At 51.9% G+C, this 23,546-nt stretch carries 26 protein-coding genes and 3 tRNA genes; 15 read left to right on the top strand and 14 right to left on the bottom strand.

Annotated features, from left to right (window positions below):
* Positions 1 to 128 precede the first annotated feature (128 nt).
* Both BZK40_RS07705 and BZK40_RS07700 read left to right on the top strand, forming a co-directional pair.
* Positions 129 to 1,151: a zinc-binding alcohol dehydrogenase family protein gene (locus BZK40_RS07705; RefSeq protein WP_048215005.1), complete on the top strand. Its 1,023-nt coding sequence runs from the start codon at positions 129 to 131 to the stop codon at positions 1,149 to 1,151.
* A gap of 13 nt (positions 1,152 to 1,164) precedes the next feature.
* Positions 1,165 to 2,610 (top strand): tagaturonate reductase, encoded by a 1,446-nt coding sequence (locus BZK40_RS07700; RefSeq protein WP_079934419.1) that lies wholly within the window; start codon positions 1,165 to 1,167, stop codon positions 2,608 to 2,610.
* Between the two features lie 105 nt (positions 2,611 to 2,715).
* Here the strand turns inward: BZK40_RS07700 and opgB are convergent, their stop codons facing one another.
* From opgB to BZK40_RS07670, 6 genes are all read right to left on the bottom strand, one after another.
* Complete coding sequence (gene opgB / locus BZK40_RS07695) at positions 2,716 to 5,007, bottom strand: phosphatidylglycerol--membrane-oligosaccharide glycerophosphotransferase (protein WP_008786114.1); 2,292 nt, start codon at positions 5,005 to 5,007, stop codon at positions 2,716 to 2,718.
* Positions 5,008 to 5,237: 230 nt separating this feature from the next.
* Positions 5,238 to 5,729, bottom strand: coding sequence for a YjjA family protein (locus BZK40_RS07690; RefSeq protein WP_008786115.1), 492 nt, complete (start codon positions 5,727 to 5,729; stop codon positions 5,238 to 5,240).
* Positions 5,730 to 5,799: 70 nt separating this feature from the next.
* A complete protein-coding gene (gene dnaC, locus BZK40_RS07685; RefSeq protein WP_003019133.1) occupies positions 5,800 to 6,537 on the bottom strand; it encodes a replicative helicase loader DnaC in 738 nt (245 codons plus the stop codon).
* Between the two features lie 2 nt (positions 6,538 to 6,539).
* Positions 6,540 to 7,079: a primosomal protein DnaT gene (gene dnaT / locus BZK40_RS07680; RefSeq protein WP_060682790.1), complete on the bottom strand. Its 540-nt coding sequence runs from the start codon at positions 7,077 to 7,079 to the stop codon at positions 6,540 to 6,542.
* A gap of 124 nt (positions 7,080 to 7,203) precedes the next feature.
* A complete protein-coding gene (locus tag BZK40_RS07675) occupies positions 7,204 to 7,677 on the bottom strand; it encodes a threonine/serine exporter (protein ID WP_057067025.1) in 474 nt (157 codons plus the stop codon).
* Positions 7,668 to 8,444, bottom strand: a complete 777-nt coding sequence (locus BZK40_RS07670) for a threonine/serine exporter family protein (RefSeq protein ID WP_079934418.1) — start codon at positions 8,442 to 8,444, stop codon at positions 7,668 to 7,670. Before BZK40_RS07670 ends, BZK40_RS07675 begins: the two co-directional genes overlap by 10 nt.
* Before the next feature lie 458 nt (positions 8,445 to 8,902).
* Here BZK40_RS07670 and BZK40_RS07665 point away from each other — a divergent pair, with 458 nt between their 5' ends.
* Positions 8,903 to 9,628 carry a helix-turn-helix transcriptional regulator gene (locus tag BZK40_RS07665; RefSeq protein WP_008786119.1) on the top strand — a complete coding sequence of 242 codons (726 nt, stop codon included), beginning with the start codon at positions 8,903 to 8,905 and terminating at the stop codon, positions 9,626 to 9,628.
* Complete coding sequence (bglJ, locus tag BZK40_RS07660) at positions 9,589 to 10,266, top strand: DNA-binding transcriptional activator BglJ (protein ID WP_008786120.1); 678 nt, start codon at positions 9,589 to 9,591, stop codon at positions 10,264 to 10,266. Before BZK40_RS07665 ends, bglJ begins: the two co-directional genes overlap by 40 nt.
* Before the next feature lie 57 nt (positions 10,267 to 10,323).
* Here the strand turns inward: bglJ and BZK40_RS07655 are convergent, their stop codons facing one another.
* A complete protein-coding gene (locus BZK40_RS07655; RefSeq protein WP_003830001.1) occupies positions 10,324 to 10,782 on the bottom strand; it encodes a YbaK/EbsC family protein in 459 nt (152 codons plus the stop codon).
* Between the two features lie 235 nt (positions 10,783 to 11,017).
* Here BZK40_RS07655 and BZK40_RS24630 point away from each other — a divergent pair, with 235 nt between their 5' ends.
* Both BZK40_RS24630 and BZK40_RS07650 read left to right on the top strand, forming a co-directional pair.
* Positions 11,018 to 11,161 (top strand): hypothetical protein, encoded by a 144-nt coding sequence (locus tag BZK40_RS24630; RefSeq protein ID WP_020996240.1) that lies wholly within the window; start codon positions 11,018 to 11,020, stop codon positions 11,159 to 11,161.
* Complete coding sequence (locus BZK40_RS07650; protein ID WP_003829998.1) at positions 11,151 to 12,494, top strand: PTS cellobiose transporter subunit IIC; 1,344 nt, start codon at positions 11,151 to 11,153, stop codon at positions 12,492 to 12,494. The genes BZK40_RS24630 and BZK40_RS07650 overlap by 11 nt, the downstream gene beginning before the upstream one ends.
* 29 nt (positions 12,495 to 12,523) lie before the next feature.
* Here BZK40_RS07650 and fhuF read toward each other — a convergent pair whose 3' ends face one another.
* Both fhuF and BZK40_RS07640 read right to left on the bottom strand, forming a co-directional pair.
* On the bottom strand, positions 12,524 to 13,312 hold the full coding sequence (gene fhuF / locus BZK40_RS07645; protein WP_079934417.1) for a siderophore-iron reductase FhuF: 789 nt from the start codon (positions 13,310 to 13,312) through the stop codon (positions 12,524 to 12,526).
* Positions 13,313 to 13,420: 108 nt separating this feature from the next.
* On the bottom strand, positions 13,421 to 14,497 hold the full coding sequence (locus tag BZK40_RS07640; protein WP_003829994.1) for a GGDEF domain-containing protein: 1,077 nt from the start codon (positions 14,495 to 14,497) through the stop codon (positions 13,421 to 13,423).
* A gap of 255 nt (positions 14,498 to 14,752) precedes the next feature.
* On the opposite strand from BZK40_RS07640, the gene BZK40_RS07635 reads away from it, so the two are divergent.
* Positions 14,753 to 14,989, top strand: coding sequence for a DUF1435 domain-containing protein (locus tag BZK40_RS07635; RefSeq protein ID WP_003019100.1), 237 nt, complete (start codon positions 14,753 to 14,755; stop codon positions 14,987 to 14,989).
* A gap of 43 nt (positions 14,990 to 15,032) precedes the next feature.
* Here BZK40_RS07635 and BZK40_RS07630 read toward each other — a convergent pair.
* The 4 genes from BZK40_RS07630 to rsmC all read right to left on the bottom strand — a co-directional run bounded on the left by BZK40_RS07630 (position 15,033) and on the right by rsmC (position 16,605).
* Positions 15,033 to 15,118: transfer RNA gene (locus tag BZK40_RS07630), tRNA-Leu, on the bottom strand.
* Between the two features lie 32 nt (positions 15,119 to 15,150).
* A tRNA-Leu gene (locus BZK40_RS07625) sits at positions 15,151 to 15,236 on the bottom strand.
* A 28-nt stretch (positions 15,237 to 15,264) separates the two neighbouring features.
* Positions 15,265 to 15,351: transfer RNA gene (locus BZK40_RS07620), tRNA-Leu, on the bottom strand.
* Between the two features lie 222 nt (positions 15,352 to 15,573).
* Entirely contained in the window at positions 15,574 to 16,605 is a 1,032-nt protein-coding gene (rsmC, locus tag BZK40_RS07615) for a 16S rRNA (guanine(1207)-N(2))-methyltransferase RsmC (RefSeq protein ID WP_008786123.1), read from the bottom strand.
* A gap of 103 nt (positions 16,606 to 16,708) precedes the next feature.
* On the opposite strand from rsmC, the gene holD reads away from it, so the two are divergent.
* From holD to BZK40_RS07575, 8 genes are all read left to right on the top strand, one after another.
* The gene (holD, locus tag BZK40_RS07610) at positions 16,709 to 17,122 is read left to right on the top strand and encodes a DNA polymerase III subunit psi (RefSeq protein ID WP_003829988.1); all 414 of its coding nucleotides are present in this window, start codon (positions 16,709 to 16,711) and stop codon (positions 17,120 to 17,122) included.
* Complete coding sequence (rimI, locus tag BZK40_RS07605; RefSeq protein WP_003829985.1) at positions 17,091 to 17,537, top strand: ribosomal protein S18-alanine N-acetyltransferase; 447 nt, start codon at positions 17,091 to 17,093, stop codon at positions 17,535 to 17,537. The genes holD and rimI overlap by 32 nt, the downstream gene beginning before the upstream one ends.
* A gap of 14 nt (positions 17,538 to 17,551) precedes the next feature.
* Complete coding sequence (gene yjjG / locus BZK40_RS07600) at positions 17,552 to 18,232, top strand: pyrimidine 5'-nucleotidase (RefSeq protein ID WP_008786125.1); 681 nt, start codon at positions 17,552 to 17,554, stop codon at positions 18,230 to 18,232.
* Positions 18,233 to 18,324: 92 nt separating this feature from the next.
* Entirely contained in the window at positions 18,325 to 19,914 is a 1,590-nt protein-coding gene (gene prfC / locus BZK40_RS07595; RefSeq protein ID WP_003829982.1) for a peptide chain release factor 3, read from the top strand.
* A 308-nt stretch (positions 19,915 to 20,222) separates the two neighbouring features.
* Positions 20,223 to 20,840: a molecular chaperone OsmY gene (gene osmY, locus BZK40_RS07590; protein ID WP_071446017.1), complete on the top strand. Its 618-nt coding sequence runs from the start codon at positions 20,223 to 20,225 to the stop codon at positions 20,838 to 20,840.
* Between the two features lie 127 nt (positions 20,841 to 20,967).
* Positions 20,968 to 21,129 carry a DUF1328 domain-containing protein gene (locus BZK40_RS07585; RefSeq protein WP_003019081.1) on the top strand — a complete coding sequence of 54 codons (162 nt, stop codon included), beginning with the start codon at positions 20,968 to 20,970 and terminating at the stop codon, positions 21,127 to 21,129.
* A gap of 120 nt (positions 21,130 to 21,249) precedes the next feature.
* A complete protein-coding gene (locus tag BZK40_RS07580) occupies positions 21,250 to 22,323 on the top strand; it encodes a patatin-like phospholipase family protein (RefSeq protein ID WP_008786128.1) in 1,074 nt (357 codons plus the stop codon).
* Complete coding sequence (locus BZK40_RS07575) at positions 22,320 to 23,096, top strand: metal-dependent hydrolase (RefSeq protein WP_079934416.1); 777 nt, start codon at positions 22,320 to 22,322, stop codon at positions 23,094 to 23,096. Before BZK40_RS07580 ends, BZK40_RS07575 begins: the two co-directional genes overlap by 4 nt.
* On the opposite strand, the gene BZK40_RS24400 is transcribed toward BZK40_RS07575, so the two are convergent.
* Positions 23,086 to 23,493 carry a hypothetical protein gene (locus tag BZK40_RS24400; RefSeq protein ID WP_139762111.1) on the bottom strand — a complete coding sequence of 136 codons (408 nt, stop codon included), beginning with the start codon at positions 23,491 to 23,493 and terminating at the stop codon, positions 23,086 to 23,088. The two genes, BZK40_RS07575 and BZK40_RS24400, sit on opposite strands and share 11 nt — an antisense overlap.
* Between the last annotated feature and the right edge of the window lie 53 nt (positions 23,494 to 23,546).

The following is a 23,546-nucleotide window of genomic DNA, read 5'->3' as shown; positions in this document are numbered from 1 at the left end:
TTTTTATCTATTAAAACCCGATTTAAAACATTTTTATGCGCTGGAATTCACAGATTGTGTTTCTGCTTTCTCCGTCCTTTTTATTTTCGTTGATATCTGAGGCAACAAAAAAACAGGAGAGCAGAATCATGTCTACGATGAATACGTTGATTTGCCAGGAACCTAAAAAATTAGTCTGGAAAGAGCGCGAAATACCTATTCCGGGTGAGGGTGAAGCATTAATTAAAATTAAGTCGGTAGGAATTTGTGGTACCGATATTCATGCCTGGGGTGGCAATCAACCTTTTTTCAGCTACCCGCGTGTATTAGGGCATGAAATATGTGGGGAAATTGTCGGTCTGGGTAAGAATATACAGAATCTGAAAAATGGTCAGCAGGTGGCGGTTATTCCTTACGTGGCCTGCCAGCAGTGTCCGGCATGCCTGAGCGGGCGCACCAACTGCTGCGAGAAGATTTCAGTGATTGGCGTGCACCAGGATGGCGGTTTCAGTGAATATCTGTCCGTTCCGGTGACCAACCTGTTGGACGCGCAGGGGATTGACCCGCAGGCGGCGGCGCTGATTGAGCCTTACGCCATCAGCGCGCATGCGGTACGCCGGGCGGCGGTGGCTCCGGGTGAGCAGGTGCTGGTGGTCGGCGCGGGTCCGATTGGTCTGGGGGCGGCAGCGATTGCCAAAGCCGATGGCGCACAGGTGGTGGTCGCCGATACCAGTCCAGCACGCCGGGAGCACGTGTCTTCCCGGTTGGGACTCCCGGTTATCGACCCATCCGCTGAAGATTTTGATACGCAGTTGCGTGACCAGTTTGGCGGTTCGTTGGCGCAAAAGGTTATTGATGCCACGGGGAATCAGCATGCGATGAACAACACGGTGAATCTGATTCGTCATGGCGGCAGCATCGTTTTCGTTGGGCTGTTCAAAGGCGATTTGCAGTTCTCTGACCCTGAGTTCCACAAGAAAGAGACCACCATGATGGGCAGCCGCAACGCCACGCCGGAAGATTTCGCCAAAGTGGGCCGTTTGATGTCGGAAGGCAAACTTACCGCCGACATGATGCTCACGCACCGTTACGCGTTTGCCACACTGGCAGAAATCTACGAACGGGATGTGATTAACAATCGTGAACTGATTAAAGGCGTGATCACGTTCTGAGAGGGGAAATGCGATGAAGACATTGAATCGACGTGATTTTCCGGGGGCCAGCTACCCAACGCGCGTGATCCAGTTTGGTGAAGGTAACTTCCTGCGGGCGTTTGTTGACTGGCAACTGGATATCCTCAACGAGCAAACCGATCTGAACGCTGGCGTGACCATCGTTCGCCCGATCAATACCGATTTTCCGCCGTCGCTGAATACCCAGGACGGGCTGTATACCACGCTGATACGCGGGCTTAACGAGCAGGGTGAGGCAGTGAGTGAGGCACGGCTTATCCGTTCGGTGAATAACGAAATCAACCCGTATCAGGATTTCGCGGCGTATCTGGCGCTGGCGCACAATGCGGACATCCGTTTTGTGTTTTCGAATACCACCGAAGCCGGAATTAGCTATCACGCAGCGGACCGTGTGGATGATGCGCCGCCGGTGAGTTTTCCGGCCAAGCTGACACGCCTGCTGCTGGAGCGTTTTAACCACTTTGCGGGCGCGGCGGATAAGGGCTGGGTAATTATCCCGTGCGAGCTTATCGACTATAACGGTGAGGCGCTCAAAACCCTGGTGCAGCGGTATGCGCAGGAGTGGCAACTTCCTCCGGCATTTGCCGACTGGGTGGAGACGGCAAACACATTCTGTTCCACGCTGGTCGACCGTATTGTCACCGGCTATCCGCGCGAAGAAGCCGCTGCGCTGGAGGCTACGCTAGGCTATCACGATGCGTTTCTCGATACCGCGGAGCATTTTTACCTGTTTGTGATCCAGGGACCGCAGTGGCTGGCAGAGGAGCTGAAGCTGGCGCAGTGTCCGCTGAATATCCGTGTGGTGAGTGATATCAAACCGTACAAAGAGCGCAAGGTCGCTATCCTCAATGGTGCGCATACGGCTCTGGTGCCGGTCGCGTGGCTGTGCGGGCTGGAGACCGTTGGCGAGGCGATGCAGGATGCTGATGTCCGCCGCTTTGTAGAGCGGGCGATTAGTGAGGAGATTATTCCGGTGTTGGATCTCCCGGCGGACGAATTGCGTGAATTTGCCGACGCGGTGAGCGGGCGTTTTCAGAACCCCTACATTCGCCACCAGTTGCTTTCCATTGCGCTTAATGGGATGACCAAATTCCGCACCCGAATTTTGCCGCAGCTGCTGGCGGGTCAGCACAATGGGCGCTGGCCCGTGCGGTTAACGTTTGCCCTCGCTGCGCTGCTGGCGTTTTATCGTGCAGAGCGCGACGGGGAACGCTATCCAATACAGGATGATGAACAGTGGGTAAGCCTGTATGCCAGCCTGTGGCCGCGAGTAGGCAATGATTTAACGCTGCGTGAACTGGTGGATGCCGTGCTTGGCGATGCGGCGCACTGGGGAGAGGATTTGACGTTGCTACCTGGCCTTGCCGGACAGGTGACGGCCAATCTGGAGATGATTCTGGTACAGGGTATGCGCCAGACGGTGAACGGTCTGGAATAAGGTTGCCATGCAGCGCCCGGTGTGGTGTTGGGCGCTGTTTTTTTTCAGACAATACATTCGGTTCACGATAGGCCTGATAAGCAAAGCGCTATCAGGCCTTTCATGTTACGAACCCTGAGCCACTACTTTGATTTCAACCATCCCGATCCCCAGCTTACGCGGTGAGTGACCGAGAATATTGCCCTCGTTGGTGGCGACCGGATCGGGTGGAACAATTACCAGCGTATCGGCATCCGCCGGGTTATCAAAATGTAAGGTGGTGGTGCTGACATCATGGCCTAACACCAGCGTCTGCTCCTCGTTGCCAACGCGCACGGGGATCGGACGATTGGCATTGTCACCGAAGGCTTTCGCGGTAATGACCAGATCGAATTTCTTCGGTAGCGGGGCTTTGTACTCAATCGTTACTTCTTCGCTGAGCTGCGCATTGGACCAGCGTCCCCAGGATTCGGGGCGTGAAATGCCGCTAAACTGTTTGACCTCTTCCGGCGCGCCCGCCACGTTGAAAACGAAGCTATCTGCTTTGTAGCGAATGTCGTTATCGACAATTTTCAGCGTATCGACGTTACCTTTATAGCGCTCCATGTCGATTACCGTGTCTTTAAATACGGTTTTACTTTTCCACTTGGCTTTATCGACGTGCTGTACGATTTGCTGTCCGCCCAGCTGCCCCTGTGATACGCACCAATCGGTAGAGAGTGCCAGCTCCGGCGCCCACAGTTGCGCCATTTTGTAGCAGCGATCGACCCAGACGAAGTTATCGCGTGGGGCGAAATCTGCCAGTTGGAAGCGCAGCGGGGCCGAGTATTCGCTTTCCGGCAGCGGCTCGACGCGTTTGTCCGATACTCGCAGCAGCAGCGGCAGGCGGAAATGACTGCCGGAGAAAGAGATCATATTTTTGTCCTGGTCGACGGTGAACTCTTTCATCTCTTTCGGGAAATTCCACAGGCGAATGATATCGGGCTTCCACGCCAGCATTTTTTCTTTGATGTTCAGGAACACTTCCGAGACGGATTCGCTCGACAAGCTGCTGCGGCCAAGGCCGATAAAGTTATCGCCGCCGAGAATATCCAGTACCGTTGCGCCGTTATCCATCGTGTTACGCTTTACCGCCAGCGTGTCCTGTTGCGGTTGATCGCCGCGCAGTACGAAGAACAGGTTGTTGCGGTCCTGCTTGTTCAGATACTTCCATGCGGTGTTGTTCATCGCCAGATGATCGGAAGACACCACGATAACGGTATCTTTAAACCACGGCGATGCTTTGATTTTATTGATAAATTCGGCAATATTTTCCTGGCTGCAGCTGACCGCGCTGAACGATTGGTTGGCCTTCCCGTCGATGTCATAACGTTTACGGTTGCAGCTACGGGAGATAAATCCATCCGGATGATGGGTATCCACGGTCAGGGTAAACAGTGAAAAACGCTGGCCCGAGCGCGAAAGCTCTTCGAATTTTTTCCACGCTTCGTCCAGCACGGTATCGTCGTAGAAGCCCCAGTCGTTACGATAGGTCGGGTCCGCCACCACGCTTTTTAACTCTTCCGCACCATACAGATGGTCAAAGCCGTGAGATTTCAGGAACACGTCTTTGCCAGCAAAGCGCAGGTTGGCACCCTGCACAAAGTAGTTCTGATAGCCGGAGTTTTTCAGGATATCGCCCAGACAAATATTGTTAGGGAAGAAACTTGAAACCGACGCAGAGGCGTTGCCTTCAAACGGCGCAAACAGCGGAATACCGCACTGGGAGGCGACCATGCCCGCGATGGTGTAATCCGTACCCGGCAGCTGCATGGTGTTGCTGAAATCCAGACCTTCGTTTTTCAACGCGCCGAGTTCCGGGGTCAGATCCGGGAACGCGTCGTTATTAAAATAGGTGCGTTCGAGGCTCTCACCGTAGATATACACCAGGTTCAGCTTCGGATTGGGAATGGTTTTCGATGGCTCTTTATAATACGTCGGGAAATCCGGGTCGCCATCGCGTGACTGCGACTTCACCAGTTCGGTTATCTGGTGAAATGCCGGGCTAGCGTCAACGGAGGCCAGCGCCAGCAGCAGGGCCAGCAGACTGTAACCCACATGATGTGGATGATGGCGACGGCGGCGTAGGATCCAGCCGAGAGCGACAAAAACGGTCGTCAGCGCCAGCGCGATCCCAACGCCCGGCAGAATATATTTGCCGATGCCTGCGCCGGTCAGGCTGTTGGTCAGCGTATAGAGAACCGCGTCATTGATCCCGTCGCCGGTGAAATAGTCACTGGCATAAAGCGTGATATTCAAGACAATAAAAATCCCCAGCACCGTTAACGTGGCGGCAAACCACCAAGTGTTGCGACCCGCTTTCCAGGCATAAATCAGCACTGAAGCGAGAAACAGAGTGATGGAGATTAATTCTGACAACGGTCGATCCTCAGTAAACCGGGCAATTGCCTGGCAGGCTAATCATTTGGTGAGAGAACAATGTAATAGCGTTGTTACATTGCTGCAATTGTAGTGACATTAAATTACGTTGTTATTCAGAATTGGTTTAGATATGCGCGTTTTTGTGGGGAAAGACTATTTATTTGGAATGTGAATGTATTGTCGAAAACAAATAGATGCCGCGCAGGTTATACGCGGCATGTCGTGCGTCAGGAAATGAAGTTCATGCCCTGTTTTAACACCAGATCGCAGGCCTTGGTTTTTACCTGCTTCGCCAGCGAGCTGTTGCCAATTGTGTTCAGGTCCAGCTGTTGACCATCTTTGGCGTTGAGCAGCCCCTGAATACCGTCCATATAGTTGGTGTCTTGCTTCTGCTCAGGCGCGCTGAGTCCCAGTTTATCCAGTACCTGGTTTTTGACGTTTTGCGCGTCGGTGACCGAAGCCAGCTTCTGTTTCGCGCAATATTCAAGGATCCCGGCTGCGTTATTCATGCTGCTGGAGGTCAAAGACTGATTGCTGCCGTTCAGCAGGCTGGTCAGGGAAGAGAGCGACGAGCTGCTTTGCGAGCCGGAGCTTTGTTTGCTCAGCTCACTGGCCGCGCTGGAGAGCGAATCCTGCCAGGAGGCGGCGAAAACGCTGGTAGAGATGAGCGTGCTGGCGGCAAGCGCACAGCACAGCAGACGTTTGGTAGTTTTCATCATTATATGCAACTCGTGTTATGCCTTTTCAGCGCAGTATAGCGCTGGCAGTCTTAGGAGTGGTCCTAATACGTTAATACTCTTTACCGGTTACCCGACTACGGTAGCTTTCCCAGTTAAAAATGACCCACAGACTGTTGCCAAGGCGCATACGATCCATCACGCGCTCACCCAGCAGCTTGTTCATTTCATCCATATTGCTGTTAGTTAACATACCGGTCGGACGTTTTGAGGACGAACGGCGATCGACAATCTGATTAATGATCACTTTTTCATAGCGGGATTCGGTCTGCATGCCGATCTCGTCGATCACCAGCAGATCCACATTGCTCAGATCGTTGAGCAGCTGTTCTTCGCTGGTTTCACGATTACTGAACGTTTCTTTCATCGCCGACATGATATCGGCCACGGTAATGATCAATACCGACTTGCCGCGCAGCAGCAGTTCGTTGCAGATGGCGGCGGCTAAATGGTTTTTGCCGGTGCCGGGTTTGCCGGAGAAGATAAAGCTGGCGATGTTGCCGTCAAACTCTTCAACATACTGGCGGGCTTTGCTCAGGGCGTTCATCTGACCTTCGCACTCTACCCGATAGTTTTCGAACGAACAGTTCTGATGCAGCGGACGGATACCGGAGCGGTTGAATGTGCGCTGCATTTTCATAGCCCGGTTTTCGCGGGCCAGCGCTGCGGCACGAATTTCACCTTGCTCTTTTTGCCATGCCAGCAGCTCTTCGCCCGTTTTAAAGGCGGGCTCGACATTAGGTGGCATCATTTTTTGCAGACGTTTCATCAGGTCGCCAACGTTTTTCATCGTTATCCTCTAAAACCCGGTGGAATGTGGCTGTCAGGTTCACTGACGCTGTTCACATCGCGCTTTGGCATTCCGCCATTGCTGGCCCGTCCAATCTGAATGCTGCGCGCCAGTTTTTGCTGCCACTGAATATGGTGAAAGACTTTTCCTTCAGCCTGCCAGTAGGCAACAAATGAGGCCAGCTCTTCAGCAGTAACCGGCTCTTTCAACGCTACGCCCCATAAAGCAGCCTGACGCTGAAAGTCGGCATCAGGCTGCCAGGCTGCGTACATCGCAAATTTCCCCATTGGTACGGCAACGGGAGCGGCTTGTGGCTCTTCATAAAATTGATCATCCAATGTCACATCGCTTCCCGGGCGTGACAGTTTCTCCTCAAGCGCCAACAGCTCAGCCAGTCTCGCAGGCGTAACCGCGTAAAACGCTGGCGCATTGTTAGCGAATACGGCTACGGCGCCACCCGCAGACTTGGCCAGCACGGCGTGGTGATCGTGTAGTAAGGCGTCAATGCTAGTGACGTCTGGCGTCAAAATTTTGCAGGGCATAATGTTTCTCAATACTGAACAACAACCGAGAAGGGGACTGCTTTTATAGTAACACAGAGAAGAAGGAGAGCAGCAGATGAGGGGGTGATTCCCCTCTCTGCAGGGTATTAAAGAAAGTGCACCGTCAAACGCGTGGGCGTTTGCGATACAGCCATAATCCTGGCACGGATAGTCCGATGGAGAGCGCGCCGACGATCGATGAGGCTTTCAGGAAATTGGTCAGCAGGGTGATCATCAGCGCTTCGCTGTAGCCAAAATGACCGATTTTTACCGCCGAGATCATGGCGGTGTAAGCGGAGATCCCAGGGAACATCGGGATCACTGCCGCAACGGTAAAGACTTTCGGATGTGCCAGATACCAACGCGACCACTGGATCCCAATGCAGCCGACCAGCAGCGATGCCATAAAGGTCGACCATTCGATATTAAACCCTGCGCTCATCATCACCATTCGCGAACCGTGGCCGAGCGCGCCGAGTAACGCACACCAGGGGAGCGCCCGATGAGGGACATTAAATACCATGGCAAAGCCTACCGCCGGGATCGCCGACAGGATCATGTCCTGCATTAACGCCAACATGAAATCGATCACGCCCATCCGCGTAGCCCCCATAAGGTCATCGACATGACTACGCCAATGCAGGTCGCCTGTGTAAGCAAACTGGCAATTGCCCAGCGGGCGAGCCCGGTATTAATGTGTCCCTTAAACATATCCGCGACGGAGTTGATCAGCGGAAAGCCCGGAACCAGTAGCAGCACGCTGGCGGCCATGGCGATGGTCGGGGTGTGGCTAAACGTCGGTAGCGTCAGCAGCAGACCAGAAATCGTTGTCGCCACAAACGCGGTGATGCAAAAGTTAATTTGTGGGTGCAAATGCCGGGATGCCAGAATCTGACGGATATACATTGCCACCATGCTGGCGAAAAAGGTGATCACCGCACCATCCCATCCGCCGTTATTGAGTTTACAAAAGCAGGCGCAGGACAAACCGACCATGAAGGCGACCAGCCATCTTGGATAGCGTAGCGGCTTAATCTGGCTAAAGCGTTTCTCTACCCCTTTAATATCCAGCAGTTTATGTTCCGCCAAAATGACAATGTGCTGCACTTCCGTCACGACGTGCATATTAATGCCGCGATCCTGATTTTTTCGCGTTGATGTCAGGCATTGCCCGTCTTTAATGGTGGTCAGGACGATAGCGTTAGAGGAGATGGCGCTTTCTACGCTATCCATGCCAAGTGCCAGCCCGAGGCGGGTGGATAACTCGTCAACCAGAGCGCTTTCTGCCCCATGCTGAAGTAAAAAAAGTCCGCATTGAATACATAACCGTGTAACCGTTCGCTGTGACGACTGCTCTGTTTGCATGGCTCGCTCTGACTGAAAAGGATCTCTTTGAGTGACGAATGTCTTCTTTTTATCATGAAGCGTGAGCCCGCTGGCTCTGGCTAAGATCAATCTTTGTGTCGAAAAAAGACACAGGTGATACGGTTGTGGCATCTTAACGCTCCCGTTCGCTAAGTTACGAGGGGGAGACATGATTGAAATGTAGCGTTATTTTCCCGGATGGCAAATACGTAAGCCATGCTAACGATCTATTGTAGTTATTATAATTGTACAGATAATGTATTTATACGTAATTGTGCAATAATAGCTTAGAATTTGGCACTATTTGGATGGTGCCGTCAATACTTTTTGAAATAAATACCAAGGATAACAATTCACCCCGCTTATTGTTCGGAGTATTTTCCTGTGAGTTAAGATTATTAATCCACCCGGGAGAATTTAATTAAGTACGATTGCGGACTGGTGAGTGTGGAGGGGATATGTTGCCAGGACGCTGCAAAAACGCAATTATTATTAGTAAATCACCGATTATACAAACTGGGCTTAAAGGTATAATGCAGGGAAAGTTCTCCGATTACGAACTTACCTACTGTCGTTCTGTTGAAGAACTGACGTTATTACAGCTACGGTGTGCTGATTTGGTAATTGCTGATTTAACCGGAGACTGCAATCATCCACGTGCAGTTTGCGAACAATATTATTCTTTATTATCTCAATACCGTGATATTCACTGGGTATTTCTCGTATCTCGTATCTTTTATCCTCTGGCGGTTGAACTACTGATGTGTCCTGTCAGCTCGCTGCTCTCTGACGCCGAGCCGATTGAAAGTTTAGTGAATGTCATTCACGCGGGAAATACACGAGCAGAGAGGATAAGCAAGGCGCTGCTCTCTCCGCCTGCTATGCCGCAATTGTTAGACCATAGCGCACGATCTATCGTTCTCACTCTCTCTGAAAGAAAAGTATTGCGCCTCCTTGGGAAAGGATGGGGGATTAACCAGATTGCGGCGTTGCTGAAAAAAAGCAATAAAACAATCAGTGCCCAAAAGAATAGCGCTATGCGTCGCTTGTCGATAAATAGCAATGCAGAAATGTATGCCTGGATAAATAGTTCTCAAGGATCGCGAGAACTTAATTTACCTTCAGTTTATGGAGAAACCACGGAATGGAAAGCAGAATCATCAAAAGAAACGTTGCACTGGTAGAAAAGTGCACGATGAGCAGCGTGGGTATTAAGAGTTTATTTAATACCATGCCGGATGACCAATATAAACTTCATCTCTTTTCAAACCAGCCCGCTTTTAGCCAGGCAATGTTAAAGATGTCGTTTTCGGCAGTTATTTTTTCCCTCTCTGCAATCAGAACCGATCGAAGAGCAGGGTTGACCTATTTAACGGAGCTGGCGATAAATTATCCGCGGATTCGCCGTGTGGTGATTGCCGATGATGACGCTGAAGCGCGTTTAATTGGTTCCCTATCCCCCTTGCCGTTAGATGGCGTTGTGAGTAAAGCTTCTTCGTTAACGGTGTTGCAGGACGCGTTATTTACGGCGTTAAGCAGCCCTGGTCGGGGAACCGAAGGCACGAAAAACCATTGGTATATTAATCAAAGCCGTATGCTCAGCCCGACAGAACGAGAAATACTGCGCTTTATGTCGAATGGTTATTCGATGCCACAGATTGCTGTTCAGCTTGAACGGAACATCAAAACCATTCGGGCACACAAATTCAATGTGATGTCCAAACTGGGGGTCAGCTCGGATGCCGGGTTACTGGATGCCGCCGACATCCTGCTGTATCTGCGTGCTGGCGAGCCAGCGCCTTTTATGCAGGCGGTTTCGTGACGGGCAACGTTGACGTGTTTCTTGCCGGGCTTGGCAGCCGGTTTAGCGCGTGGAACATTACTGACACACGTCAACCCAGGTGGCAGAAGTCAGTTCAGCCATCCTTTCAGGCGTGATGCGAACCGCGCTGTGGATGGCACCTGCGGCAGGCAGCACTTCAGCGTAGTGTTTCAGAGAAACATCACAGTACACTGATATCGGTGTTTCTAATCCGAAGGGGCAAACGCCGCCAACGGGGTGCCCCGTCGCGTTCACGACCTCATCACTACTTAACATTCGGGCTTTGGCACCGAACGTACTCTTAAGCTTTTTATTATCCAGTCGGGCATCGCCTTTTGCCACGACCAGGATGATATCGTTCTTCACCTTTAGCGAAAGTGTTTTCGCTATTTGGCCAGGTTCAACGTTATGGGCTTTTGCTGCCAGATCAACGGTTGCTGTGCTCTGGTTTAATTCGATGATCTCGATATCTGGTGCATGTTGCGCCAGGAATTGGCGTACTGATTGCAAACTCATTCTTCTCTCCCTATCGCTTACAGATAGCCCTGCACAGCAGAAAACTGCAGGATGTAATTTGTCATAGGGGCAACCACACTGTAAATATTTTATTGTAACAACATAGCAACATTAGCAGTTTTTCGATCGTCTTCACAATCAAAGAAACCGGTTACAGTAACCGGTTGCAGAATGCTGAAATGACGATTAATACTGAAGTTGTCACTTCCTCTGTATCACATAATAAGAGCCATCTATGAAACTTAACTCGAAAAGCGGTAGCGCTGGTGTTCCTCCCGGCACGGTTGCGAAAAGTGGTAATGGGCTTTACGTGGTGGCGGTGTTGATGCCAGCACGGTTGCAGGGTTTTGCACAACGGGAGAACGGCTATGTCTACTAACCATGCTGTGTTTAACGTGATTTTCCGCTTTGTTGAAAATTACGTCAGCCCTGTTGCCGGGCGCATCTCTTCGCAACGACATGTAATGGCCATTCGCGACGGTTTTATTTCGGCGATGCCTTTTATGATTGTAGGCTCTTTTCTGCTGGTTTTTGCCTACCCGCCTTTTTCTCCGGATACCACCTGGGGATTTGCTCGCGCGTGGCTGGATCTGGCAAAACAGTTTGAAGGCCAAATCCTCACACCGTTTGATATGACGATGGGGATTATGTCGGTCTACATATGTGCGGCTATTGCTTATAACCTGGGCAAGCACTATGTGAAGTCGCATCAGTTAGATCCGTTTATGTGTGCGATGCTATCAATCATGGCTTTTTTGCTGATTGCCGCGCCAAAAACCAAAGGCACAATGCCGGTTGATAGCTTGGGAGGAACGGGGATTTTCACCGCCATCCTGGTGGCCATTTACTGTGTTGAAATGATGCGCTTCCTGAAGGCGCACAACATCGGCATCCGTTTACCCGATCAGGTGCCGCCGATGATCAAAAACTCTTTCGATCTGCTGATCCCGGTGCTGGTGGTAGTACTGACGCTGTACCCGCTGAGTCTGGTGATACAGTCGCAGTTTGACATGCTGATCCCGCAGGCCATTATGGCCATTTTTAAACCATTGGTGTCGGCTGCAGATTCTCTCCCGGCGATACTTCTGGCGGTATTGATTGGACATCTATTGTGGTTTGCGGGTATTCACGGCGCGGCAATTGTGTCGGGAATGCTGCAAATGTTCTGGCTAACTAATCTTGGGATGAACCAGTCGGCGCTGGCGCAGGGCGCGCCGTTACCGCATATCTTTATGGAAGCGTTCTGGACGTTCTTTATTGTGGTCGGAGGGTCAGGTGCAACGATGGGGTTGGTGATTTGCTATCTGCGTAGTCGTTCGGCTCATCTACGCTCGATTGGGCGTCTGAGCGTAGTCCCCAGCATTTTTAATATTAACGAACCGGTGATTTTTGGTACGCCGATTGTCATGAACCCGGTGTTTTTTATCCCCTTCCTGCTGGCCCCAATGGTGAATGCGGTACTGGCCTGGGCGGCGATGAAACTGGATTTAATTGGGCGGGTCATTTCAGTAGTTCCCTGGACAGCACCGGCACCGGTTGGCGCGGCATGGGCATTAGGCTGGGATTATCGTGCGGCTATTCTGGTGGTGCTGTTGGCGCTGGTGTCGGCCGTTATCTACTTCCCGTTCTTTAAGGTCTACGAAAAGCAGCTATTGGCGCAGGAAAAAGAAGAGGCGCAGCGTATGGAAGAGGAAAACCAGCAGGTTGCATAACTATCTGGCGAGGGGCTACGGCTCCTCGCTTACTTCAGCGTGCAGTCTCCGCATTGCTGAACGTCAGGCAGGCGATAGCGTTGGCAGCAGGTTCTGCGTACTAACAGCCCCTCACGCGGAACAACGGTTCGCCACAGAGGGTTATCCTGACCGCAGGAGAGTTGTTTCTCAAAAAAGCAGGTCTGGCGCAGCGTGGTCAGCAGTTCCTCACCTAGCAACGGCTTCATTTCCGTTAAATACCAGTGAATTAAATATCCGGTGTTGCTCCATATAAGCTTAGCGTTGATCTCGCCAGTTGCTTCCAACGCCTGCACAACCGGCGTCAGCGCTGAGAGAATCAGCGTTTCCATGCGTTGTTGAGGAGACAGGGCTGTAGCCTGGTGATCCTGATGGACGTCGATCCAGAAGCAGGCCGCACGGCCTGTTTCGTGAAACTCTACGCGCATATGTTCAGGAGAGACGTCGATAGCCTCTTTTTGCGTCAGTAGGGCCACCATTAACGGAGGCATCATCAGGCCGATATACCATTGCGCCCAAAGAGAAATCATGGGCTTATTTTCGCGGGGTAGCGTGGGCTGGTTGCGATAGATATGGTCTGAATAAACGGCCAGCAGCGAGCTAAGCGTCGCCGGTTGCGTCCATTCATGCAGCGTCATTGCACCTGGCACAGGCGTTTCGTCAAGACGAATGAAGTCCAGCAGGTGCTCGCGAGTTTTGGCTATCGTTGCGCGTACGGCTGCAGCCAGCGAGGGCATCTCTGAGGGGAGATGGCTACGCCAGATGACATCTTCAACGATCGGTGCGGAACGATAAGCCATGTCGATATAAGGATGTTAATCTTAATGATAATGATTGCTAATCCTATAATTGACATTGAGCGATGGCAAGATCTTTGTCGCCATCCCGAGCGGCAGCGCACAGAAAGCTCAGGTAGAGGGGCAGTTTACCCGCAGCTCATCGCTGACCAGGGTATTGTTACGCCCAAGATTCTTGGCCTCGTAAAGGGCTTTATCCGCTTTGGCGATAGCAGCATCAATATCCTGTTCTACCAGAGGTGCAATACCGATACTGACGGTTACGTTGGTTGCCACGCTCTCATTAAACATGTGAGGGATTTTAAGGTCGTACACTTTCTGGCGGATACGTTCGGCGGCAGCCTGGGCCTGCTGTGGATCGACCGCGGTCAGCAAAATCATAAACTCTTCACCGCCAAAACGCGCCACCACGTCCCGGGAGCGTACGGAGTCTCGGATGGCGGCAGAAACACGGATCAACGCCTGGTCGCCCATCATATGTCCGTAATGATCGTTATAGGATTTGAAATGGTCGATATCCAGCAGCAGAACGAAGTGCCTCGAATTACTCAGAGCCAACAGTGTATCGAGCCGATGTTGCAGCCCCCGGCGATTATACAAACCGGTTAGCGGGTCGAGCATGCTGAGCCCGTTCAGGGTTTCCCTTTCCTCCAGCAGTTTGTACATCAGTTGCTGAGCGAATCCATCGTAGCGCTTTTGTATCACATGCTGAATGGCGATACCGGCCATAGGCAGCGCCATAAAATAGAAAATCCGCAAACCATGTTCGCTGCCGTTAAGCCATAAACAAACGGCGACGGAGGGGAGTGAGTGGAGCGTAAACGCGATGATATTATTGGCAAAAGCGATAGAGCCAATAAACAGTACGCTGAGCAGCGCTATTAACAGGAAATAATAATCATTCTGACCTAGAGCATTATATTTCAAGAATATATGTAACGCCCATAACAAGCCAAAAACGATTGAAATAAAAGGGAGATTAATTCTTTTATCCGCGTATTTCCCATGCCATACCAGCAGCAGTGTACTCATCACCAGCATCAGCAACGCCGGTACTGATAAGGCTTTGACCGCAAACAGTGGGAAAAAAAGCGTAAACAGCGCGGAGACTGCGTTGAGCAGCAGAAACAGTCGTAAAGAGAGTTGGTATTTTTTTGTGCGCAGAGTTCGCCAGGATTGTACTGTCATAGGTAAATATTGTTAGTTATCTGCAATGTACGAAGGTGTGTTGGTAAATAAAACAAATAACGAACGGGGTATCATTCGCAGAGGTTTTTATTGTTTTTAGTTGAAGAGCTAACCGGTGAGCAATTTATCACCTTGGATTATTCATGTCATCAATCGTTAAGTAAAACTCATATAATTGATAGTGCTTCACGGCTGACAAATGAGAAATTTTATCATATGATATTGGTTATCATTATCAATGTCATAGGTGAAATCATGTTGCAACGTACGCTGGGCAGTGGATGGGGTGTTCTGCTGCCGGGAATGCTGATTGCCGGGATGGCATATAGCGACCTGTCGGTCTACGTATGGAAGGTGATGATTGTATTAGGATTACTGCTGACTTCGCTCATGCTGTACCACAAACGTTTACGGCACTTTGTTTTGTTACCTTCATGCGCGGCACTGATTGGTGGCATTGTTTTGGTAATGATGAACTGGAATCAGGGATGAACAAAACAGAGAAGGAAATCGAGAGGGAAAGAAATAAGATAATTGGTGCGAGGGGGGGGACTCGAACCCCCACATCCTAAGGACACTAACACCTGAAGCTAGCGCGTCTACCAATTCCGCCACCTTCGCACAGTCATCTTATTTTTTTGATATCGCCTCGTTGGTGCGAGGGGGGGGACTCGAACCCCCACATCCTAAGGACACTAACACCTGAAGCTAGCGCGTCTACCAATTCCGCCACCTTCGCCCAGTGCGAGCAATATCAACGTGGATTATGGTGCGAGGGGGGGGACTTGAACCCCCACGTCCGAAAGGACACTAACACCTGAAGCTAGCGCGTCTACCAATTCCGCCACCTTCGCATACCATCGACACTCAAAAAGTATCGTTACCACGGGGGCGAATTCTAGAGATTTTATGCAGGGCGTCAACAGTTAATTTTCGAACTTAACGTGATTGCCGAAAAAAAAGGCGTTTCTTCGGTTTTTGGCGTTTTATGCAGGCCGGATAAGCGATAGCGCCATCCGGCGTTGCTCGGTGTCACGCCGGATGGCAGCGTAAACGCCTTATCTGGCCTGGAGCAGTTAAGCTTTCTTCGCCTGGCGCGTCATCACGGTGCGATAGACCTTGAAGCGTCCGGTCTGCGCGATAACTTCGTGGAAGCCAAACACTTCATCCAGAACCTTCGGATAAGGCAGGAAGGCGTTTGCCACGATACGCAGTTCACCACCGCTGTTGAGATGACGCACTGCGCCACGAATCAGCGTTTGTGCGGCATCAAGGCTGGTCTGCATTCCGTCGTGGAACGGCGGGTTGGAGATGATCATATCAAATCGACCCGTCACGTCAGAAAAGACGTTACTGGCGATGACGTCACCTTCAATGCCGTTAGCTGCAAGCGTTGCGCGGCTGGCTTCAACGGCGGCTGCGCTAACATCGCACAGGGTTAAGCGCACTTTCGGCGAGTGGCTGGCTAAGGCGACGGAGAGAACGCCTGCGCCACAGCCGACATCCAGCACTTTGCCTTTGGTGTGCGGCGTCAGCGTGGAGAGCAGCAGTTGGCTGCCAACATCCAGACCGTCACGGCTGAAGACGCCCGGCAGCGTTTTGATGGTCAGATTTTCTGTCTGGTATTCATCCCAGTATTTTTCTGCATCAAAGACCGGCTGTTTTTCCAGACGACCGTGGTACAGGCCACAGCGACGTGCGCTGTCGACTTTGTTTAACGGTGCGTATTCGGCCAGCATCTGCTCTGCGCTACGTACGCCGCTGCGATTCTCGCCGACAACAAAAATATCGGTGCCCACCGGTAACAGCGACAGAATGTTCATCAACTGGAACTGGGCTTCCGGCTTATTCTTCGGCCAGTAGTAGATCAGCGTATCGCTATCGGCAACGTCATCGGCCTGCGCGACGAGGCTGAAGCGGACGTTGTCGCCCATCTGGCGGTTAAGCACCTGCCAGTGGTGAAGTTGCTGGGTGTGCGCACGGCTTGCGGCGCTTTCAAAATGGGCAGGCAGGTCATCCTGCAAATCACCGGCAAACAGAATACGGCTTTGTTCGAAATCATCACTGTGGCGCAGCAAGACTTCACTTGCCGGGGTAAAAGCAGACATGGAATGCTCCTTAAATTGTACAGCGGGGGATTATAGTTGTTTGATGGCACGGATTCGACAAATTTGCTATATTTGCGCCCCTGATAGACAGGAGTGTTTCGCTATGACATCCCGACGAGACTGGCAGTTACAGCAACTGGGCATTACGCAGTGGTCGTTGCGTCGTCCTGGCGCACTGCAGGGCGAGATCGCGATTTCCATTCCTGCGCATGTCCGTTTGGTGATGGTTGCTGCACAGTTACCCGCGCTAACCGAACCGTTGATCAGCGATATTTTACGCGCATTAACCGTTAGCCCGGATCAGGTTTTACAACTGACGCCTGACCGTGTCGCCATGCTGCCGCAAGGCAGTCGCTGTAATAGCTGGCGGCTGGGAACCGAAGAGCCGCTGCTGCTGGAGGGCGCTCAGGTCGAGAGTCCTGCGTTTAATGAATTACGGGAAAACCCAGCGGCACGCGCCGCGTTATGGCAACAAATCTGCGCATATGAACACGATTTCTTCCCTCGAGCCGACTGATTTACCCGCAGCATTTCAGATTGAAAAACGCGCCCACGCTTTTCCGTGGAGTGAAAAAACATTTGCCAGCAACCAGGGCGATCGCTACCTCAATTTTCAGTTGAGGGTTGACGACGTGATGGCCGCCTTTGCAATTACGCAGGTCGTACTGGATGAAGCGACGTTGTTCAATATCGCTGTCGATCCTGACTTTCAGCGCCGGGGCCTGGGGCGTGAGCTGCTGGAGCATCTGATCGATGAGCTGGAAAAGCGTGGCATTTTGACCCTGTGGCTTGAAGTGCGCGCCTCGAATGCGGCCGCTATCGCGCTGTACGAAAGCTTAGGCTTTAACGAGGCGACGATCCGTCGCAACTACTATCCAACGGCCGATGGACACGAAGACGCCATCATCATGGCGTTGCCAATCAGCATGTAAGATAAGGTGTAATGATGAAGAAGTGGGACTGGATTTTCTTTGATGCCGACGAAACGCTGTTTACGTTTGACTCGTTTACCGGCTTACAGCGGATGTTTCTCGACTATAGCATTACCTTTACCGCTGAAGATTTTCAGGACTACCAGGCTGTAAATAAACCGTTATGGGTGGATTATCAAAACGGCGCGATTACGTCATTACAACTGCAGCATGCCCGTTTCCAGAGCTGGGCTGAACGCCTGAAAGTTGAGCCAGGCCAGCTTAATGACGCATTCATCAATGCGATGGCGGAGATCTGCTCACCGTTGCCGGGGGCAGTTTCTCTGCTCAATGCGATTCGCGATAAAACGAAAATCGGCATCATTACTAACGGCTTTACCGCGTTGCAGCAAATCCGCCTTGAGCGGACGGGGCTGCGCGACTATTTCGACCTGCTGGTGATTTCTGAGCAGGTTGGGGTGGCAAAACCCGACCCCCGTATTTTTGACCATGCGCTGGAGCAGGCGGGTAATCCGGACCGTTCTCGCGTGCTGATGGTGGGTGACACCGCAGAGTCCGATATTCTTGGCGGCATTAACGCCGGGCTATCCACCTGCTGGCTAAATACGCACCACCGCGAGCAGCCAGCGGGCATTCAGCCGACCTGGACCGTAGCGTCATTAAGCGAACTGGAGCAGCTCCTGTGTAAACACTGATTGCCTCCCCCCCGTTGATGGGTAAAATAGCCGCAATTTTTCGTATTCAACTTGCCCGGCCCGTTGCCGTGCTTACCTAAGAAGATTTGACTATGACGTTGTCTCCTTATTTGCAAGAGGTGGCCAAACGCCGCACTTTTGCCATTATTTCTCACCCGGATGCCGGTAAAACGACAATTACTGAAAAGGTACTGTTATTCGGACAGGCCATTCAGACCGCCGGTACGGTAAAAGGCCGTGGCTCCAGCCAGCATGCAAAATCTGACTGGATGGAAATGGAAAAGCAGCGTGGTATCTCCATTACCACCTCTGTGATGCAGTTTCCGTATCATGACTGCCTGGTGAACCTGCTGGACACCCCGGGGCACGAAGACTTCTCCGAAGATACCTATCGTACTCTGACGGCGGTGGACTGCTGCCTGATGGTTATCGATGCTGCAAAAGGCGTCGAGGATCGTACCCGTAAGCTGATGGAAGTTACCCGTCTGCGCGATACGCCGATCCTGACCTTTATGAACAAACTCGACCGTGACATCCGCGATCCGATGGAGCTGCTGGATGAAGTCGAGAACGAACTGAAAATCGGCTGTGCGCCAATCACCTGGCCGATTGGCTGCGGTAAGTTGTTCAAAGGTGTCTATCACCTTTATAAAGATGAAACTTACCTGTATCAGACCGGTAAAGGACACACCATTCAGGAAGTGCGTGTTGTTAAAGGTCTGAACAACCCGGAACTTGATGCTGCCGTGGGTGAAGACCTGGCACAGCAGCTGCGCGACGAGCTGGAGCTGGTGCAGGGCGCATCCAATGAGTTCGACCATGAGCTGTTCCTCGCGGGCGAAATCACCCCTGTCTTCTTCGGTACCGCGCTGGGTAACTTCGGCGTTGACCATATGCTGGACGGCTTAGTGGAGTGGGCGCCTGCGCCGATGCCGCGTAAAACCGACACCCGCGTCGTCGAAGCCTCAGAAGAGAAGTTCACCGGTTTCGTGTTTAAAATTCAGGCCAACATGGACCCGAAACACCGTGACCGCGTGGCGTTCATGCGTGTGGTATCCGGCAAGTATGAGAAAGGCATGAAAATGCGCCAGGTGCGCATTGGTAAAGACGTGGTGATCTCCGACGCACTCACCTTTATGGCCGGTGACCGTTCTCATGTGGAAGAAGCGTATCCGGGCGATATTCTCGGTCTGCATAACCACGGCACTATCCAGATCGGCGATACCTTTACCCAGGGCGAAATGATGAAGTTCACCGGTATTCCGAACTTCGCACCGGAGCTGTTCCGTCGTATTCGCCTGAAGGATCCATTGAAGCAGAAACAGCTGCTGAAAGGACTGGTTCAACTGTCAGAAGAGGGCGCTGTGCAGGTATTCCGTCCGATCGCCAATAACGATTTGATCGTGGGCGCGGTGGGTGTGCTGCAGTTTGACGTGGTGGTTTCACGTCTGAAGAGCGAGTACAACGTTGAAGCGATTTATGAATCTGTCAACGTGGCGACTGCGCGCTGGGTAGAATGTTCTGACGTGAAGAAATTCGAAGAATTTAAGCGTAAGAACGAAATTCAGCTGGCGCTGGATGGCGGCGATAACCTCACCTATATCGCACCAACCATGGTTAACCTGAATCTCACCCAGGAACGTTACCCGGACGTTCAGTTCCGTAAAACACGCGAACACTAATCGACCTTCCAGGGCACGGTATCCGCCGTGTCCTGCAACTTTTCCTGTCTTTTAAATCCCTTGCGGAATGTTCTTAAAACCTCGCGTTTTTCTTTTGTTTGCCTGTTTTTTAATCAATTCTGACTGCGATCACGAAATCGTGAACTATATTTAACAATGTGATGACATAAATATCGGCGTTAAATGCTTTTTAGGCTGCCTGTTGCAGCGTCTATTGCTGATATTTATTCCACTTACAAGATTAGTTGCTGGTTCAGGCCGTGTAACGGCAGAGCATAGCTTTTAGCAAAACATACAGGAATACATCGATGACAATGACAGGACTTAAGATTTCTAAAACGCTGCTGGCCGTGATGCTGACCTCCGCTGTTGCAACGGGTTCTGCTTATGCAGAAAACGCCACGATGGATAAAGCGCAATCCGGCGTCGAAAGTGCGGGGCAGAAAGTCGATAGCTCTATGAACAAAGTCGGTAATTTCATGGATGACAGCACCATCACCGCGAAAGTAAAAGCCGCGCTGGTGGACCACGAAAGTATTAAGAGCACCGATATTTCCGTCAAAACAGATCAAAAGGTGGTGACACTAAGCGGGTTTGTTGAAAGCCAGGCACAGGCCGAAGAAGCGGTGAAAGTGGCGAAAGGCGTTGAGGGTGTGACCTCCGTTAGCGACAAACTGCACGTGCGCGATAGCAAAGACACCTCTGTAAAAGGTTATGCGGGCGATACGGCAATCACCAGTGAGGTAAAAGCCAAGCTGCTGGCCGATGATATCGTCCCTTCCCGCAAGGTGAAAGTTGAGACCACCGATGGCGTTGTGCAACTTTCAGGCACCGTCGATTCACAGGCTCAAAGCGATCGTGCTGAGAGCATCGCCAAAGCGATTGATGGCGTGAAAAGCGTCAAAAACGATCTCAAAACTCAGTAATTAGACTTAATTCGTCCTCCTGACGTTTGTCGGGAGGCGTGTTGTGCACCACACTGAAAATATCGCCGATGGGCAGCCTGAGCGCTCATATCAAGCGGTGAAATTAACTATGGTAAAGGAGAAGCATATGTTTCGATGGGGCATCATATTTCTGGTTATCGCGTTAATTGCCGCCGCACTCGGTTTTGGTGGACTGGCGGGTACTGCAGCCGGCGCAGCGAAAATTGTGTTTGTGGTGGGGATCATTCTGTTTTTGGTCAGCCTGTTTACCGGGCGTAAACGACCCTAGCCCATAGCCGTAAAGAAAAATTGCTACTAAGCCAGTCCATTGGACTGGCTTTTACGGTTTTAGCGTCAGGCAATTTGCGTTACTTTGTTGCTCTATTACAAAAACAACAGGAAGGCAGAGGTGGGGCAGAGAATACCCGTCACGCTCGGTAATATTGCGCCGTTATCGTTACGTCCGTTTCAACCAGGCAATATGGCGCTGGTGTGCGAGGGTGGGGGACAAAGAGGTATCTTTACCGCTGGCGTACTGGATGAATTCATGCGCGCGCAGTTTAATCCTTTTGAGCTCTTCTACGGGACGTCCGCTGGCGCGCAAAACCTTTCAGCCTATCTCTGTAACCAGCCCGGTTACGGCCGCAAAGTTATTATGCGATACACTACCCGACGCGAATTTTTTGACCCGGTGCGCTTTGTGCGCGGGGGAAACTTAATCGATCTCGACTGGCTGGTGGATTCGACTGCGTCCCAGATGCCGCTGGCAATGGATAACGCCGAGCGTCTGTTTGCCGCAGGGAAAGCGTTTTATATGTGCGCCTGTCGGGGCGATGATTACACGCCCGGCTATTTTTCGCCGAACCGGCAAAACTGGCTCGACCTCATTCGAGCCTCCAGCGCGATTCCCGGGTTCTACCGCACAGGGGTTGTATTGGACGGCGTGAACTATCTGGATGGAGGAGTTAGTGATGCCATACCTGTGCAGGAGGCAGCGAAGCAGGGGGCAAAAACGTTGGTAGTGATTCGCACTGTGCCTTCGCAAATGTACTACACCCCGCAGTGGTTCAAACGTATGGAGCGCTGGTTGGGTGAAAGTAGCCTGCAACCGTTTCTGAATCTGGTGCAGCATCATGAGACCAGCTATCGTGCTATCCAGAGTTTTATTGAGAAGCCGCCGGGCAAGCTGCGTATTTTTGAGATCTATCCGCCAAAACCACTCCATAGCATGGCGTTGGGCAGCCGTATTCCGGCACTGAGGGAAGATTACAAAACCGGACGCCTGTGCGGTCGTTACTTTCTGGCGACAGTCGGCAAACTGCTGGCGAAAAATGCGCCGCTGCCTCGTCAGACGCCGAAGATTGTGGTGCCGGGGCCGGTGGTAGTTCCTCCCGCGCCGGTGGCCAACGATGCCCATGTGCCAGTGGTGACCGATGCGCCTCAGGCGAACGACACGACGTTTGATAATGAGGATTTGGCGTGAGTTATCGTTTTATCGATACGCATTGTCACTTTGATTTCCCGCCGTTTACCGGCGATGAATCTGCCAGCATTCAGCGCGCGGCGGAGGTTGGTGTACAGAGCATTATCGTTCCGGCCACCCAGGCGGCGAATTTTCCCCGCGTACTGGCGTTAGCGGAAAATTATCCTCCATTGTTTGCCGCGCTTGGTCTGCATCCCATTGTTATTGAACAACATAGCGATGACTGCCTGGACCAGTTGCAACAGGAGCTGGATAAGCGCCCACAAAAGCTGGTGGCGCTAGGCGAGATTGGATTGGATCTGTATCGGGACGATCCGCAATTCGAAAAGCAAGAGCGGGTGCTGGAAGCGCAGCTAAAGCTGGCGAAGCGGTATGAATTGCCGGTGATCCTGCATTCGCGGCGCACCCATGACAAGCTGGCGATGCACCTGAAACGTCATACTTTGCCACGAACTGGCGTGGTGCATGGTTTTTCCGGGAGCGTGCAGCAGGCAGAGCGCTTTGTGCAACTGGGATACAAAATTGGCGTGGGAGGCACCATTACCTATCCGCGCGCCAGTAAAACCCGCGAGGTAATGGCGCAACTGCCGCTGGAATCGCTGTTGCTGGAAACCGACGCGCCGGATATGCCGCTCAACGGCTTTCAGGGGCAGCCCAATCGCCCGGAGCAGGTAGTCAGAGTCTTTGACGTCTTATGCGAACTGCGCCCGGAACCTGCGGACGTGATCGCTGACGCGCTGTATCGTAATACCACGGCGTTGTTTAACATGTGATTGGATGGCGTACCCAGCCTACAAAAGTGTCCGCTTCGTAGGCCTGATAAGCAAAGCGCATCAGGCATATCTTTGCCGGATGGCGGCTGCGCCTTATCCGGCCTACAAAAGTATGCGCTCCGTAGGCCTGATAAGCGAAGCGCATCAGGCATAACTTCGCCGGATCGCGGCTGCGTCTTATCCGGCCTACAAAAGTATGCGCTCCGTAGGCCTGATAAGCGAAGCGCATCAGGCATATCTTTGCCGGATGGCGGCTGCGCCTTATCCGGCCTACAAAAGTATGCGCTCCGTAGGCCTGATAAGCGAAGCGCATCAGGCATAACTTCGTCGGATGGCGGCTGCGCCTTATCCGGCCTACAAAAGTGTGCGCTTCGTAGGCCTGATAAGCAAAGCGCATCAGGCATAACTTCGCCGGATCGCGGCTGCGTCTTATCCGGCCTACAAATGATG

Source organism: Citrobacter portucalensis (assembly GCF_002042885.1).
Lineage (GTDB): Bacteria > Pseudomonadota > Gammaproteobacteria > Enterobacterales > Enterobacteriaceae > Citrobacter > Citrobacter portucalensis.
Note: the sequence above shows the minus strand (reverse complement) of the source record. Positions and strands in the feature narration are given on the sequence as shown.

Bases quoted from the DNA above. Each gene is read 5' to 3' on its own strand.
- BZK40_RS07705 (WP_048215005.1), top strand. From the start codon at position 129: ATGTCTACGATGAATACGTTGATTTGCCAGGAACCTAAAAAATTAGTC.
- BZK40_RS07700 (WP_079934419.1), top strand. From the start codon at position 1,165: ATGAAGACATTGAATCGACGTGATTTTCCGGGGGCCAGCTACCCAACG.
- BZK40_RS07690 (WP_008786115.1), bottom strand. From the start codon at position 5,729: ATGATGAAAACTACCAAACGTCTGCTGTGCTGTGCGCTTGCCGCCAGC.
- dnaC (WP_003019133.1), bottom strand. From the start codon at position 6,537: ATGAAAAACGTTGGCGACCTGATGAAACGTCTGCAAAAAATGATGCCA.
- dnaT (WP_060682790.1), bottom strand. From the start codon at position 7,079: ATGCCCTGCAAAATTTTGACGCCAGACGTCACTAGCATTGACGCCTTA.
- BZK40_RS07675 (WP_057067025.1), bottom strand. From the start codon at position 7,677: ATGGGCGTGATCGATTTCATGTTGGCGTTAATGCAGGACATGATCCTG.
- BZK40_RS07670 (WP_079934418.1), bottom strand. From the start codon at position 8,444: ATGCAAACAGAGCAGTCGTCACAGCGAACGGTTACACGGTTATGTATT.
- BZK40_RS07665 (WP_008786119.1), top strand. From the start codon at position 8,903: ATGTTGCCAGGACGCTGCAAAAACGCAATTATTATTAGTAAATCACCG.
- bglJ (WP_008786120.1), top strand. From the start codon at position 9,589: ATGGAAAGCAGAATCATCAAAAGAAACGTTGCACTGGTAGAAAAGTGC.
- BZK40_RS07655 (WP_003830001.1), bottom strand. From the start codon at position 10,782: ATGAGTTTGCAATCAGTACGCCAATTCCTGGCGCAACATGCACCAGAT.
- BZK40_RS24630 (WP_020996240.1), top strand. From the start codon at position 11,018: ATGAAACTTAACTCGAAAAGCGGTAGCGCTGGTGTTCCTCCCGGCACG.
- BZK40_RS07650 (WP_003829998.1), top strand. From the start codon at position 11,151: ATGTCTACTAACCATGCTGTGTTTAACGTGATTTTCCGCTTTGTTGAA.
- fhuF (WP_079934417.1), bottom strand. From the start codon at position 13,312: ATGGCTTATCGTTCCGCACCGATCGTTGAAGATGTCATCTGGCGTAGC.
- BZK40_RS07640 (WP_003829994.1), bottom strand. From the start codon at position 14,497: ATGACAGTACAATCCTGGCGAACTCTGCGCACAAAAAAATACCAACTC.
- BZK40_RS07635 (WP_003019100.1), top strand. From the start codon at position 14,753: ATGTTGCAACGTACGCTGGGCAGTGGATGGGGTGTTCTGCTGCCGGGA.
- rsmC (WP_008786123.1), bottom strand. From the start codon at position 16,605: ATGTCTGCTTTTACCCCGGCAAGTGAAGTCTTGCTGCGCCACAGTGAT.
- holD (WP_003829988.1), top strand. From the start codon at position 16,709: ATGACATCCCGACGAGACTGGCAGTTACAGCAACTGGGCATTACGCAG.
- rimI (WP_003829985.1), top strand. From the start codon at position 17,091: ATGAACACGATTTCTTCCCTCGAGCCGACTGATTTACCCGCAGCATTT.
- yjjG (WP_008786125.1), top strand. From the start codon at position 17,552: ATGAAGAAGTGGGACTGGATTTTCTTTGATGCCGACGAAACGCTGTTT.
- prfC (WP_003829982.1), top strand. From the start codon at position 18,325: ATGACGTTGTCTCCTTATTTGCAAGAGGTGGCCAAACGCCGCACTTTT.
- osmY (WP_071446017.1), top strand. From the start codon at position 20,223: ATGACAATGACAGGACTTAAGATTTCTAAAACGCTGCTGGCCGTGATG.
- BZK40_RS07585 (WP_003019081.1), top strand. From the start codon at position 20,968: ATGTTTCGATGGGGCATCATATTTCTGGTTATCGCGTTAATTGCCGCC.
- BZK40_RS24400 (WP_139762111.1), bottom strand. From the start codon at position 23,493: ATGCGCTTTGCTTATCAGGCCTACGAAGCGCACACTTTTGTAGGCCGG.